The organism is Micromonospora sp. CPCC 206171 (assembly GCF_036906755.1).
Classification (GTDB): Bacteria; Actinomycetota; Actinomycetes; order Mycobacteriales; family Micromonosporaceae; genus Micromonospora; species Micromonospora purpureochromogenes.
Genome location: NZ_JBAKHT010000001.1, coordinates 291,041 through 303,401 on the forward strand (window position 1 = coordinate 291,041; position 12,361 = coordinate 303,401).

Here is a 12,361-nt window from a genome sequence, read left to right on the forward strand (position 1 = left end):
CGGGAATAGCCTGGACGGATGACCGATCTTGAGCCTGGCGCGCTGCGCGCCGCGTACGACAGCCAGATCCGCCCGGAGATCCCGGACCCGGTGCCGGCCGGGGTGACCGTCGAACGGGACGGCCCGCTGGTCCGGATCCTCGGCCTCGACCATGGCGGCTTCCTCACCTACCGGACGCTGGACGGGCTGGCCGGCGCGGAGCTCGACGCGCTGATCGCCCGGCAGGTCGAGCTGTTCCGGCAGCGGGGCGAGTCGGTGGAGTGGAAGCTGAACGCGCACGACGAGCCCGCCGACCTGGCCGACCGGCTGCGTGCCGCCGGGTTCGTGCCGGAGGACCGGGAGACCGTCCTGATCGGGCCGGTCGCCCCGCTGGCCGGCGCCGTCCCGGTGCTGCCCGAGGGGGTACGCCTGCGCGAGGTCACCTCCCGGGCGGACCTGGAGCGGATCGCCGCGATGGAGCAGGAGGTGTGGCAGGCCGACCGCAGCCACCTGGTGACCGGGCTGGAGAAGGAGATCGCCGCCGACCCGCAGTCGATCACCGTGGTGGTGGCCGAGGCGGGGGACCGGGTGGTCAGCGCCGGCTGGGTCCGCTACCTGGCGAACACCGGCTTCGCCAGTCTGTGGGGCGGCTCCACGTTGGAGCAGTGGCGGCACCGGGGCATCTACCGGGCGCTGGTGGCGTACCGGGCGCGGCTGGCGGACCAGCGGGGCAAGGCGTTGCTCCAGGTGGACGCCTCGGAGGACAGCCGGCCGATCCTGCAGCGGCTGGGCTTCGTACCGGTCACCACGACCACCCCGTACGTCTACACTCCGTGATGATGGAGCAGCGGCTGACGGACGACGAGCGGCTCACCCTCAAGACCGGCGCGTTCGGGGCGGTCTTCCTGGTGTCGAACGCCGATGTGGGCATGTTCGCCATGATCCGGGAGAGCATCGCCGCGTCCGGGGCGCTCGACGGCGCCAGCGGGGTGGTGAAGGAGGCACTCACCACCGGGCCGCTGCCCAGGTTGCCCCGGGACTCCGCGCTCGAGGTCGAGTCCGTGGTGCTGCCGGCGCTCGGCCGGGCGGTCGACATCCTGCGGGAGAAGTCGCCGCAGGACCTGGCCGTGTACCGGGACGTGGTGCTGGCGGCCGCGGACCGGGTGGCCCGGGTGCACCGGGGGGTCTCCCCGGCCGAGGCGGCCGTGATCGAACGGATCCGGGGAGCTCTCGCCGAGCCGGCGTGAGAGCTACCCGTCCGCCGGGGGCGGCCCGCCCGCCGGGTCGCCGCCGGGCGCGGTCCAGACGGTGTGCACGGTGTCGCGGACGCAGAGGTCACGGACCCGGCCGCACGCGCACCGGTACGCCTCCGCCGTCGCCGGGCGACCGCAGCGCTCCGGTGCGCGGTCGCCGCGGGTCGCCGCGCCGACCGGACGCCCCGTGTCCTGTCCAGACATGTCCTGACACCTCCCAGTTTGTGAGTCTAGCCGGGCCCGCCGCTCCGGTGAGCTGTGTCACTCTGAGTGCCCAGGAAGCGGAACCTACTGGCAGGTAACATTGCGCCGTGGGCAACTGCACAAGCGCCCGCGGTTGACCGGGCGTCAACGGACGCGCGAGGCTGCGCCCGTGACCGGGCGAGCGATCGCCACACCAACAGGAGGGTCGTCGAAACGCGATGAACATCGTCGTACTCGTCAAGCAGGTGCCCGATTCGGGCGCGGACCGCAACCTGCGTCCTGACGACAACACCGTCGACCGCGGTTCGGCGAACAACGTCATCAACGAGATGGACGAGTACGCCATCGAAGAGGCGTTGAAGATCAAGGAGGCGCACGGCGGCGAGGTCACCATCCTGACCATGGGTCCGGACCGGGCGACCGAGTCGATCCGCAAGGCGCTCTCCATGGGCCCGGACAAGGCCGTGCACGTGGTGGACGACGCCCTGCACGGGTCCTGCGCCGTGGCCACCTCGAAGGTGCTCGCCGCCGCCCTCGGTCAGCTCAACGCCGACCTGGTCATCTGCGGTGCCGAGTCCACCGACGGCCGGGTCCAGGTCATGCCGCACATGATCGCCGAGCGGCTGGGCGTCGCGGCGCTGACCGGCGCCCGCAAGCTCACCGTCGACGGCGCCACGCTGACCGTCGAGCGGCAGACCGAGGAGGGCTACGAGGTCATCACCGCCTCGACCCCGGCCGTGGTCTCCGTCTGGGACACCATCAACGAGCCGCGCTACCCGTCCTTCAAGGGCATCATGGCCGCCAAGAAGAAGCCGGTGCAGACGCTCTCCCTGGGTGACCTCGGCGTCGCCCCGACCGAGGTGGGCTTCGACGGCGCGACCAGCGCCGTGCTGGAGCACACCAAGCGCCCGCCGCGGTCCGGCGGCGCCAAGATCACCGACGAGGGCGAGGGCGGCGTCAAGCTGGTCGAGTTCCTCGCCACCGAGAAGTTCGTGTGAGAGGGCTGGACATGTCTGAGGTTCTCGTCGTCGTCGAAGCCACCCGGGAATTCGGCGTCAAGAAGGTCACCCTGGAGATGCTCACCCTCGCCCGCGAGCTGGGCACCCCGAGCGCGGTGGTGCTCGGTGGCGCCGGCGCCGCCGAGGCGCTGAGCGCCAAGCTGGGCGAGTACGGCGCGGAGAAGATCTACGCCGCCGAGAGCGAGGAGATCGACGGCTACCTGGTGGCCCCGAAGGCCACCGTGCTGGCCGAGCTGGTCAAGCGGGTGCAGCCGGCCGCCGTGCTGCTCGCCTCCGCGCAGGAGGGCAAGGAGATCGCCGCCCGCCTCGCCGTCAAGCTCGACAACGGCATCCTGACCGACGTGGTCGGCCTGGCCGCCGACGGCACCGCGACCCAGGTCGCCTTCGCCGGCTCCACCATCGTCAAGTCCAAGGTCACCAAGGGCCTGCCGCTGGTCACCGTCCGGCCCAACTCGGTCAACCCGACCCCGGCACCGGCCACCCCGGCCGTCGAGCAGCTCACGGTGGCGGTCACCGACACCGACAAGCTGGCCAAGGTCGTCGACCGGGTCGCCGAGCAGAAGGGCTCCCGCCCCGAGCTGACCGAGGCCGGCATCGTGGTCTCCGGTGGTCGTGGTGTCGGCAACGCCGACAACTTCAAGCTGGTCGAGGAGCTGGCCGACCTGCTCGGCGGCGCCGTCGGCGCATCCCGCGCGGCGGTCGACTCCGGCTTCTACCCGCACCAGTTCCAGGTGGGCCAGACCGGCAAGACCGTCTCCCCGCAGCTCTACGTCGCGCTGGGCATCTCCGGCGCGATCCAGCACCGGGCCGGCATGCAGACCTCGAAGACGATCGTCGCCGTGAACAAGGACGGCGAGGCCCCGATCTTCGAGCTGGCCGACTTCGGCGTGGTGGGCGACCTGTTCAAGGTCGTGCCGCAGGCCGCCGAGGAGATCCGCAAGCGCAAGTGACGCCCGCTCGGGGCGCCGCCAGCCGGCGCCCCGACGCGACGCAGATACAGAGAAAGAGTGGCCATCCTTCGCGGAATGGCCACTCTTTCTCTGTATCTGTTCCCGTTCCCGTCGCGGTGGGGAAGGGAGCTGATCGGCGGGCCGGGGAGCTGAGCCGGCCCGCCGATCAGCCCGTCAGGGTGCCCCTCAGCAAACTGTCGCCGGAGTGGGCGGGCTTGTTGTCGTACTGCTCGGCGGAGACGTCGACAACCGAGTATGCCTGAAGATCGACATTTGGTGGTAGCGGGAGCAGCGCATCCCCCGACGGATCGCGCAGTACACCGATCGAGAACATCTCCATGTTGGTCGGGTTGATCAGCCAGACCTCGTAATACCCCGGAACGTCCGGGAGATTCGCCACGTGCAGGTGCAGTCGGCCGTCGGCGAAGATCCGGGCGTCGCCGTTGGCGTCCTTCGGCGTCCTCCCGTACGCGGACAGCGGCGCGCTGGCCAGGACGGCCTGCTGCGGTGCCCGATCCGGCTCCCGATCGGTGGCGTCCAGCACGGCGAGGGTGCCGACCACGCCGAGCACGGCGGCCCGGCGCCGACGGCAAGCAGCGGGCGTACCGGGTGGTCGCCCGCGAGGAGTACGCCAAGACGAAGATCCCGCTGGAGCGGTACTTCGCTCGGGACGGCAGACCGCGGCTGACGCTGATCACCTGCGGCGGCCCGTTCGACTCGAAGAGCCGGCACTACCGGGACAACATCGTCGTCGCGGCCGTACCGGCCTGAGCCGTGACACAGCCGGACCCGGCACCCGCCGGCCCGGCCGCCCCGGTTGAGCCCTCGTGCGGCGCCCGGCCCCCGGTGATCCGGCGTCCGGCGGGACGGCTGCAGGCCGTTAGGCTGAACGGTGATGGCATACCTGGATCACGCGGCGACGACCCCGATGCTCGACGAGGCGTTGGAGGCGTACGTCGCCACCGCCCGCGAGGTCGGCAACGCGTCGTCACTGCACGCGGCGGGCCGGCGCGCCCGGCGGCGGGTGGAGGAGTCGCGGGAACGGGTCGCCGCCGCGCTGGGTGCCCGCCCCTCCGAGGTCGTCTTCACCGGCGGCGGCACGGAGAGCGACAACCTCGCCGTCAAGGGCGTCTTCTGGGCCCGCCGCGCCGCCGACCCGGGCCGGGTCCGGGTGGTCTCCAGCGCGGTCGAGCACCACGCGGTGCTCGACGCGGTGGACTGGCTGGCCGACCACGAGGGCGCCGAGGTGGGCTGGCTGCCGGTGGACGCGGCCGGCCGGCTCGACCCGGAACGGCTCCGCGCCGAGTTGGCCGCGCACGCCGACCGGGTCGCCGTGGTGACCGCGATGTGGGCCAACAACGAGGTCGGCACCGTCCAGCCGGTGGCCGAGCTGGCCGCCGTGGCCGCCGCGCACGGGGTGCCGTTCCACACCGACGCGATCCAGGCGGTCGGTCAGGTGCCGGTGGACTTCGCCGCCAGCGGCGTCTCGGCGCTCACCGTCACCGGGCACAAGCTCGGCGGCCCGACCGGGGTCGGTGCCCTGCTGCTGGCCCGCGACGTGCCGGCCACCCCGCTGCTGCACGGCGGCGGCCAGGAGCGCGACGTCCGCTCCGGCACGCTCGACACCGCCGGCATCGTGGCCTTCGCCGTCGCCGTCGAGGCCGCGGTGAAGGGCCAGCAGGAGTACGCCGTACGGGTGGCCGCGCTCCGCGACGACCTGGTCCGGCGGGTCCGCGAGGCGGTGCCCGAGGTGGTCTTCAACGGCGACCCGACCGACCGGCTGCCCGGCAACGCGCACTTCTCCTTCCCCGGCTGCGAGGGGGACGCGCTGCTGCTCCTGCTCGACGCCCAGGGCATCGCCTGCTCCACCGGCTCGGCCTGCTCCGCGGGGGTGGCCCAGCCCTCGCACGTGCTGATCGCGATGGGCGCCGACGACGATCGGGCCCGCTCCTCGCTGCGCTTCACCCTCGGCCACACCAGCACCCCCGCCGACGTGGACGCCCTGATCGCCGCCCTCCCGGCGGCCGTCGACCGGGCCCGCCGCGCGGCCGCCCTGCGTACCCTCCGCTGACCCGCCGTCTCCCGCCCCGGCCCGGCGCTGTCCGCCGGGCCGCTACCGGTGCTGTCCGCCGGGCCGCCACCGGCGCTGCCCGCCGTCCGCCACCTTCGCTGAGCCGCCGCCGGGCTGGGCCGGTCGCCCGGCTTGCCGTCGACGCGCCGCCGGATCCGGCCGTCGACACGCCGCCGGATCCGGCCGTCGACACGCCACCGGACCCGGCCGTCGACACGCCACCGGACCCGGCCGTCGACACGCCGCCGGCCCGGCGGTCGGCGGTGCTGCTTTGCCCGGTTCGTCCCGGCCGTGAGTGCCCGAACGCGCGGCTGGCGGTGACCGGCGGCGCAGCCGGGTGGCGGGGGTGGGGACGGCGGCGCGGGGGCGGATAGGGTCGTGGGGTGAGGGAGGTGTCACGGTGAGGGTTCTGGCGGCGATGTCGGGCGGGGTGGACTCCGCCGTCGCGGCGGCGCGCGCCGTGGAGGCGGGGCACGACGTGACCGGGGTGCACCTGGCGCTGGCCCGCAACCCGCAGACCTACCGCACCGGGGCGCGCGGCTGCTGCACCCTGGAGGACTCCCGGGACGCGCGGCGGGCCGCCGACGTGATCGGCATCCCGTTCTACGTCTGGGACATGGCTGAGCGGTTCCACGCCGACGTGGTGGACGACTTCGTCGCCGAGTACGCGGCCGGCCGTACCCCGAATCCCTGCCTGCGCTGCAACGAGAAGATCAAGTTCGCGGCGGTGCTGGACCGGGCGGTGGCCCTGGGCTTCGACGCGGTGGTCACCGGCCACCACGCCCGGCTCGGCGCGGACGGCCTGCTGCGCCGCAGCGTCGACCTCGCCAAGGACCAGTCGTACGTGCTCGCCGTGCTGACCCACGACCAGCTCGACCGGTCCCTCTTCCCGCTCGGCGACTCCACCAAGGCGCAGGTCCGCGAGGAGGCGGCGCGGCGCGGTCTGGCGGTGGCCGACAAGCCGGACTCGCACGACATCTGCTTCATCGCCGACGGCGACACCCGCGGCTTCCTCGCCGGCCGGCTCGGTGAGGCGCCCGGCGACGTGGTCGACGCGCTCACCGGCACGGTGGTGGGCAGCCACACCGGCGCGTACGCGTACACCGTCGGGCAGCGGCGCGGCCTGCACCTGGACCGGCCCGCCGCGGACGGCCGCCCCCGCTACGTGCTCTCCATCACCCCGAAGACCAACACGGTGACCGTCGGCCCGGCCGAGGCGCTGGACGTCTCCCGGGTGCAGGCCACCCGTCCCGTCTGGACCGGCGGCGAGCGGCCGACCGCCCCGGTCGAGTGCGAGGTGCAGCTGCGCGCCCACGGTGACGTGGTCCCCGCCACCGTCGAGCTGACCGACGACGCCCTCCGCGCCGAGCTGCGCCGCCCGGTACGCGGGGTGGCCGCCGGGCAGGCGATCGTGGCGTACCGGCCGGACCCGGCCGGGGACGTGGTGCTCGGCTCGGCCACCATCACCGACTGACCGCCGCCGTCCGCCTCCGGCCGGCCACGCCGAGCGGCTACCCTTCGGCCGTGACTGATCAGCCTTGGCCCTGGCCCGCGGGGGCGGCAACCGGCATCGGTTCGCTGCCCGGCACCGACATCGCCGAAGCGCAGCGGGTCGTCCTCGGCGAGCTGCCCGCCCTACCCCACCTGCCCGAACTGCCCGCCCGTGGGCCGGGCGCCGACCTCATCGGCCGGACCGGCGGGTTGCTGGTGGAGCTGCCGGTCGAGCTCTACGCGGCCCGCTGGCGGATCGCGCTGCGCCCCGGCCGGGACCTGCGCCGGGCCCGGGACCTGATGGAACGCGACCTCGACCAGCTCGCCGAGCAGGCCGAGGAGTACACCGGGCCGGTGAAGATCCAGGCGGCCGGACCGTTCACCCTGGCGGCCTCGCTGGAGCTGCCGATCGGCGGGCGGCTGCTGCGTGACCCGGGCGCGGTGCGCGACCTGGCCGGTTCCCTGGCCGAGGGGCTGCGGCTGCACGTCGAGGCGGTGGCCCGCCGGCTGCCCGGGGCGTCGGTGCTGCTCCAGCTCGACGAGCCGTCCCTGCCGACGGTGCTCGCCGGGCGGGTGCCCACCGAGAGCGGCTTCGGCGCCCACCGGCCGGTCGGGTCCGAGGTGGCCCGCGCCCTGCTGCGCACCGTGATCGAGGCGGCCGGGGCGCCGACCGTGGTGCACTGCTGCGCGCCGGACGTGCCGCTGGAGCTGATCCGCACGGCCGGGGCGGCCGCCGTGGCGCTGGACCTCGCCCTGGTCACCGACCTGGACCCGCTCGGCGAGGCGATCGACGCCGGGCTCGGGCTGTTCGCCGGCGCCGCGCCCACCCAGCCGCCGTCCGCCGGTCGCGCGCCGACCTCGGCCGAGGTCGCCGGCCGGGTACGCACGCTCTGGGACCGCCTCGGCTTCCCGCGCCGCCAGCTCGCCGAGCAGGTGGTGGTCACCCCGGCCTGCGGCCTGGCCAACGCCACCCCGGGGTACGCCCGGGCCGTGCTGGCCGCCTGCCGGGACGCCGGTCGGCGCCTGCACGAGGACTGAGGTTTTCCGTCGTACCCGGCGGGCAGGATGACCGTCATGATTGGACAGCTGCGTTCGACGGTGATCGACTGCCCCGATCCGCGGGCCCTGGCCGGGTTCTACGCCGAGCTGCTCGGCCTGCCGCTGGTGGAGGGGGACTCCGACGGCGACGACTGGGTGGTGCTCGGCGGCTCGCCGGGGCACCAGCCGCGGCTCGCCTTCCAGAAGGCGCTCAACCTGCGGGCCCCGGCCTGGCCGGACCCGGAGCGGCCCCAGCAGTTCCACCTCGACGTCACCGTCGACGACATCGAGGCGGCGGAGAAGGCGGCGCTCGCCCTCGGCGCGCGCCGGTTGCCGGGCGAGGGGGACGGCTGGCGGGTCTACGCCGACCCGGCCGGTCACCCGTTCTGCCTCTGCTGGGACTGATCCGACGGCGGCCGGCCGAAGGTTGCGGCCGGGCGGCATGATCGCGGGCGTGATCGACTCCTCGCCCCACCGTGCCTCCGGTTCGCTCTTCGGTCTCGCCTACGGCGACGCCCTCGGCAAGCCGACCGAGTTCCTGACCGTCGCCGAGATCACCCGTCGCTACGGCCCGGGCGGCCCGCGTGAGCTGGTCGGTGATCCGGCGCTGGTCACCGACGACACGCAGATGGCCCTGGCCGTGGCGTGGGCGCTGCACGATGCGTCCGCGTACACCCCGGAGGTGGTCGAGCCGCTGCTGCGGCAGCGCTTCGGCGCGTGGGCGGTCAGCCCGGACAACAACCGCGCCCCGGGGATGACCTGCCTGCGGGCCTGCGCCGAGCTGGGTCGTGGCCTGCGCTGGCAGGAGGCGACCGTCGCCGACTCCAAGGGCTGTGGCGCGAACATGCGGGTCACCCCGGTCGGGCTGCTCGACGTCGACCTGGACACTCTCGCCGGGCTGGCCCAGCTCCAGGCCGGTCTCACCCACGGGCATCCGACCGGCCTCGCGGCCAGCGAGCTGACCGCGTACGCGGTGCGGCTGCTGCGCGACGGCGCGGGCCTGGCCGAACTGCCCGGCCTGCTCATCGCGCGGGCGGGGGAGCAGCGGCGGGTCTACCGCGCCGACTGGCTCGGCGACCTGTGGCAGCGGTGCGGCGCGACGTCCCCGGAGGAGTTCGTCGCCCGGGGCTGGGACGAGTGCCGGCAGGTGCTGGACCGGCTGGTCGCCGCGCTGGGCCGACCCGACGACGGCGGCGACCCGTGCCGGGACACCGGCGAGGCGTGGATCGCCGAGGAGGCGCTGGCCACGGCCCTGCTCTGCGCGCTGCGCCATCCCGACGACCCGGTCGCCGCGATCGCCCGGGGCGCGACCACCGCCGGCGACTCCGACTCGATCGCCGCCCTGGCCGGCGCCTTCATCGGCACCGCCCACGGCATGGCCGGCTGGCCGCCGGACTGGTCGACCCGCATCGAGTACGCCGACCAGCTCACCACCCTCGCCACCCGCTGGGACTGACCGGGCGGCCCGAATCGAGCACCGCGGCCAACCTCATGGTCGACCCGGTGGGTGGGTCAGGTGGGGAGGTGGGGGAGGGACCGGAGACGGTGCCAGAGGGACTTGTCGCAGGTGCCGGCGCGGTGGGTGAAGGCGCTGCTCGGGACGGGGACGGACTCGGCGAGGTCGAGCCAGCTGTCGTGGTCGGCGTCCTGGTCCCACTCCCGGGTCGGGATGCGGACGTGGTCGTCGCGGTTGCTCTTGTCCTGACTGGTGATCTTCAGGACGTCGGCGCCCCGGTCGTCGGCGCGGAGCACCAGGCAGGGGCGAACCTTCGAGCCGGTCCCGTCGTGGAACGGGACGTCGGCCCACCAGATCTCGCCCGGCCGGGGCGTACCCGTCGGGGTGCGCGGGCGGGGCGGCGCGGTGGGGCGGGCCCGGTCGCGCGGCGGGGTGCCCCGCTCGGGCCGGGTGCGTTCGCCCGCCGCCGGGCGGCCGCCGCGTCGTCGCCACTCGTTCCAGGCCCAACCGGCGGCCACGGCCAGCACGACCAGCACCGCCCACCACACCCACTCGGGCATTCCCACCCCTGCCTCTCCGGCGCCGACGCCGCCGACGTCCGGCGATCGTCGCACGGTCGGCGGGTCGCCGCCCGTCGGGCGCGGCGGGGGTGGCGGGGGTGGCGGGGGATTGTCCCACCGGCCCGCTACGGTGCGGAGGTAGCGTGATCACGGGGAGATCCCACTGGTGTCCGGAGGCGGCAGGGTGTCCGAAGAAGCGATCGGTCAGCAGGTCAGCCCCGCGCAGGAGGCGGCGGCCGGCGGCGAACCGACCCCCGAGGCGCGGGAACGGCACGCCACGCTGAGCCAGGAGCTCACCGAACACCAGTACCGCTACTACGTCCTCGACGCGCCGACCATCTCCGACGCCGAGTTCGACCGGCGGCTGCGCGAGCTGGAGGCGCTGGAGGCCGAGTTCCCGGCGCTGCGCAGCCCCGAGTCGCCCACCCAGCGGGTCGGCGGCACCTTCTCCACCGACTTCACCCCGGTGACCCACGCCGAGCGGATGCTCTCCCTCGACAACGCCTTCGCCGACGAGGAGCTGGCCGCCTGGGCCGAGCGGGTCGAGCGGGACGCCGGCGGTCCGGTGCCCTACCTGTGCGAGCTGAAGGTCGACGGCCTGGCCATCAACCTCACCTATGAGAAGGGCCGGCTGGTCCGGGCCGCCACCCGGGGCGACGGGCGGACCGGTGAGGACGTGACGGCCAATGTCCGCAGCATCCGCGACGTACCCGGCCGGCTCACCCCGTCCGCCGAGTTCGGCGACCTGCCCGAGCTGCTGGAGGTGCGCGGCGAGATCTACTTTCCGGTGGCCGCCTTCGCCGACCTCAACGCCGGCCTGGTGGAGCAGGGCAAGGCGCCGTTCGCCAACCCGCGCAACGCCGCCGCCGGCAGCCTGCGGCAGAAGGACCCGCGGATCACCGCCTCCCGGCCGCTGCGCCTGGTGGTGCACGGCATCGGCGCCCGGCGCGGTTTCCGGCCCACCGCCCAGTCCGAGTCGTACGCGGCGCTGAAGGCGTGGGGCCTGCCGACCAGCGACCGCTGGCGGGTGGTGCCCGGCCTGGCCGGCGTCGCGGACTACATCGCCTACTACGCCGAGCACCGGCACGACGTCGAGCACGAGATCGACGGCGTGGTGGTGAAGGTCGACCCGGTCTCCATCCAGGGCCGGCTCGGCTCGACCAGCCGGGCGCCGCGCTGGGCGATCGCCTTCAAGTACCCGCCCGAGGAGGTGACCACCAAGCTGCTCGACATCGACGTCAACGTCGGGCGCACCGGGCGGGTCACCCCGTTCGCCGTGCTCGAACCGGTGCGGGTGGCCGGCTCCACGGTCGCCCTGGCGACCCTGCACAACGCCCGCGAGGTCGAGCGCAAGGGGGTGCTGATCGGCGACACGGTGGTGCTGCGCAAGGCCGGCGACGTGATCCCCGAGGTGCTCGGCCCGGTGGTCGACCTGCGCCCCGCCGACGCCCGCCCGTTCGTGATGCCCACCACCTGCCCGGCCTGCGGCACCCCGCTGGCGCCGGCCAAGGAGGGCGACGTCGACATCCGCTGCCCCAACAGCCGCAGTTGCCCGGCGCAGCTGCGCGAGCGGGTGTTCCACCTGGCCGGGCGGGGCGCCTTCGACATCGAGGTGCTCGGCTACAAGGGCGCCGCCGCGCTGCTCGACGCCGAGATCATCACCGACGAGGGCGACCTGTTCCAGCTCGACGCCGAGCAGCTCGCCCGCTCGCCGTTCTTCGTCAACAAGGACGGCAGCCTCGGCAGCAACGCCACCAAGCTGCTGGACAACCTCGCCGTCGCCCGCGAGCGCGACCTGTGGCGGGTGCTGGTCGCGCTCTCCATCCGGCACGTCGGCCCCACCGCCGCGCAGGCCCTCGCCCGGCACTTCCGCTCGATCGAGGCGATCGACGCGGCCAGCGAGGAGGAACTCTCCTCCGTGGACGGTGTCGGCCCGACCATCGCCGCCAGCATCAAGGAATGGTTCGCCGTCGACTGGCACCGCGAGGTCGTGCAGAAGTGGGCCCGGGCCGGCGTACGGATGGCCGAGGAGGCGGTCGACGAGGGGCCGCGCCCGCTGGAGGGGGTCACCGTGGTGGTGACCGGCACCCTTGCCGGGTTCAGCCGGGACCAGGCGTCCGAGGCGATCCAGAGCCTCGGCGGCAAGGTCAGCGGCTCGGTCTCCAAGAAGACCGGCTTCGTGGTGGTCGGCGACAACCCCGGTTCCAAGGCCGACAAGGCGGCCAGCCTCAAGGTGCCGGTCCTCGACGAGGACGGTTTCCGGGTGCTGCTCGACCGGGGGCCGGACGCGGCCCGGGAGGTCGCCCGCGTCGAGGGGTGAGCCGACGCGCCGGCGGGGAT

The 12,361-nt window shown here is 74.3% G+C and carries 12 protein-coding genes and 2 pseudogenes; 11 read left to right on the plus strand and 3 right to left on the minus strand.

Going from position 1 to position 12,361, the window contains the following annotated elements; all coding sequences use genetic code 11:
- The first annotated feature begins 18 nt into the window (after nt 1-18).
- Nucleotides 19-816: a GNAT family N-acetyltransferase gene (locus tag V6U89_RS01295; RefSeq protein ID WP_088963610.1), complete on the plus strand. Its 798-nt coding sequence runs from the start codon at nt 19-21 to the stop codon at nt 814-816.
- 2 nt (nt 817-818) lie between these two features.
- A complete protein-coding gene (locus tag V6U89_RS01300) occupies nt 819-1,226 on the plus strand; it encodes a hypothetical protein (RefSeq protein ID WP_334568724.1) in 408 nt (135 codons plus the stop codon).
- A 3-nt stretch (nt 1,227-1,229) separates the two neighbouring features.
- Here V6U89_RS01300 and V6U89_RS01305 read toward each other — a convergent pair whose 3' ends face one another.
- Nucleotides 1,230-1,436 carry a hypothetical protein gene (locus V6U89_RS01305; RefSeq protein WP_334568725.1) on the minus strand — a complete coding sequence of 69 codons (207 nt, stop codon included), beginning with the start codon at nt 1,434-1,436 and terminating at the stop codon, nt 1,230-1,232.
- Nucleotides 1,437-1,654: 218 nt separating this feature from the next.
- On the opposite strand from V6U89_RS01305, the gene V6U89_RS01310 reads away from it, so the two are divergent.
- Complete coding sequence (locus V6U89_RS01310; RefSeq protein WP_179803481.1) at nt 1,655-2,434, plus strand: electron transfer flavoprotein subunit beta/FixA family protein; 780 nt, start codon at nt 1,655-1,657, stop codon at nt 2,432-2,434.
- A gap of 11 nt (nt 2,435-2,445) precedes the next feature.
- Complete coding sequence (locus V6U89_RS01315) at nt 2,446-3,405, plus strand: electron transfer flavoprotein subunit alpha/FixB family protein (protein ID WP_088963606.1); 960 nt, start codon at nt 2,446-2,448, stop codon at nt 3,403-3,405.
- Between the two features lie 166 nt (nt 3,406-3,571).
- Here the strand turns inward: V6U89_RS01315 and V6U89_RS01320 are convergent.
- Nucleotides 3,572-3,982 (minus strand): annotated as a pseudogene (locus tag V6U89_RS01320) (anti-sigma factor); the annotation flags it as partial.
- Between the two features lie 2 nt (nt 3,983-3,984).
- Here V6U89_RS01320 and V6U89_RS01325 point away from each other — a divergent pair.
- The 6 genes and pseudogenes from V6U89_RS01325 to V6U89_RS01350 form a co-directional block, all read left to right on the plus strand.
- Nucleotides 3,985-4,176 (plus strand): annotated as a pseudogene (locus V6U89_RS01325) (class F sortase); the annotation flags it as partial.
- 124 nt (nt 4,177-4,300) lie between these two features.
- Nucleotides 4,301-5,476 carry a cysteine desulfurase family protein gene (locus V6U89_RS01330; RefSeq protein WP_334568726.1) on the plus strand — a complete coding sequence of 392 codons (1,176 nt, stop codon included), beginning with the start codon at nt 4,301-4,303 and terminating at the stop codon, nt 5,474-5,476.
- Between the two features lie 400 nt (nt 5,477-5,876).
- Entirely contained in the window at nt 5,877-6,950 is a 1,074-nt protein-coding gene (gene mnmA / locus V6U89_RS01335; RefSeq protein WP_334568727.1) for a tRNA 2-thiouridine(34) synthase MnmA, read from the plus strand.
- Between the two features lie 50 nt (nt 6,951-7,000).
- On the plus strand, nt 7,001-8,005 hold the full coding sequence (locus V6U89_RS01340; protein ID WP_334568728.1) for a methionine synthase: 1,005 nt from the start codon (nt 7,001-7,003) through the stop codon (nt 8,003-8,005).
- Between the two features lie 36 nt (nt 8,006-8,041).
- Entirely contained in the window at nt 8,042-8,410 is a 369-nt protein-coding gene (locus tag V6U89_RS01345; RefSeq protein WP_334568729.1) for a VOC family protein, read from the plus strand.
- 37 nt (nt 8,411-8,447) lie between these two features.
- Nucleotides 8,448-9,461: an ADP-ribosylglycohydrolase family protein gene (locus tag V6U89_RS01350; protein WP_334568730.1), complete on the plus strand. Its 1,014-nt coding sequence runs from the start codon at nt 8,448-8,450 to the stop codon at nt 9,459-9,461.
- Nucleotides 9,462-9,517: 56 nt separating this feature from the next.
- On the opposite strand, the gene V6U89_RS01355 is transcribed toward V6U89_RS01350, so the two are convergent.
- Nucleotides 9,518-10,021 carry a type II toxin-antitoxin system PemK/MazF family toxin gene (locus V6U89_RS01355; protein WP_334568731.1) on the minus strand — a complete coding sequence of 168 codons (504 nt, stop codon included), beginning with the start codon at nt 10,019-10,021 and terminating at the stop codon, nt 9,518-9,520.
- 184 nt (nt 10,022-10,205) lie between these two features.
- Here V6U89_RS01355 and ligA point away from each other — a divergent pair, with 184 nt between their 5' ends.
- The gene (gene ligA, locus V6U89_RS01360) at nt 10,206-12,341 is read left to right on the plus strand and encodes an NAD-dependent DNA ligase LigA (protein ID WP_334568732.1); all 2,136 of its coding nucleotides are present in this window, start codon (nt 10,206-10,208) and stop codon (nt 12,339-12,341) included.
- Nucleotides 12,342-12,361 lie beyond the last annotated feature (20 nt).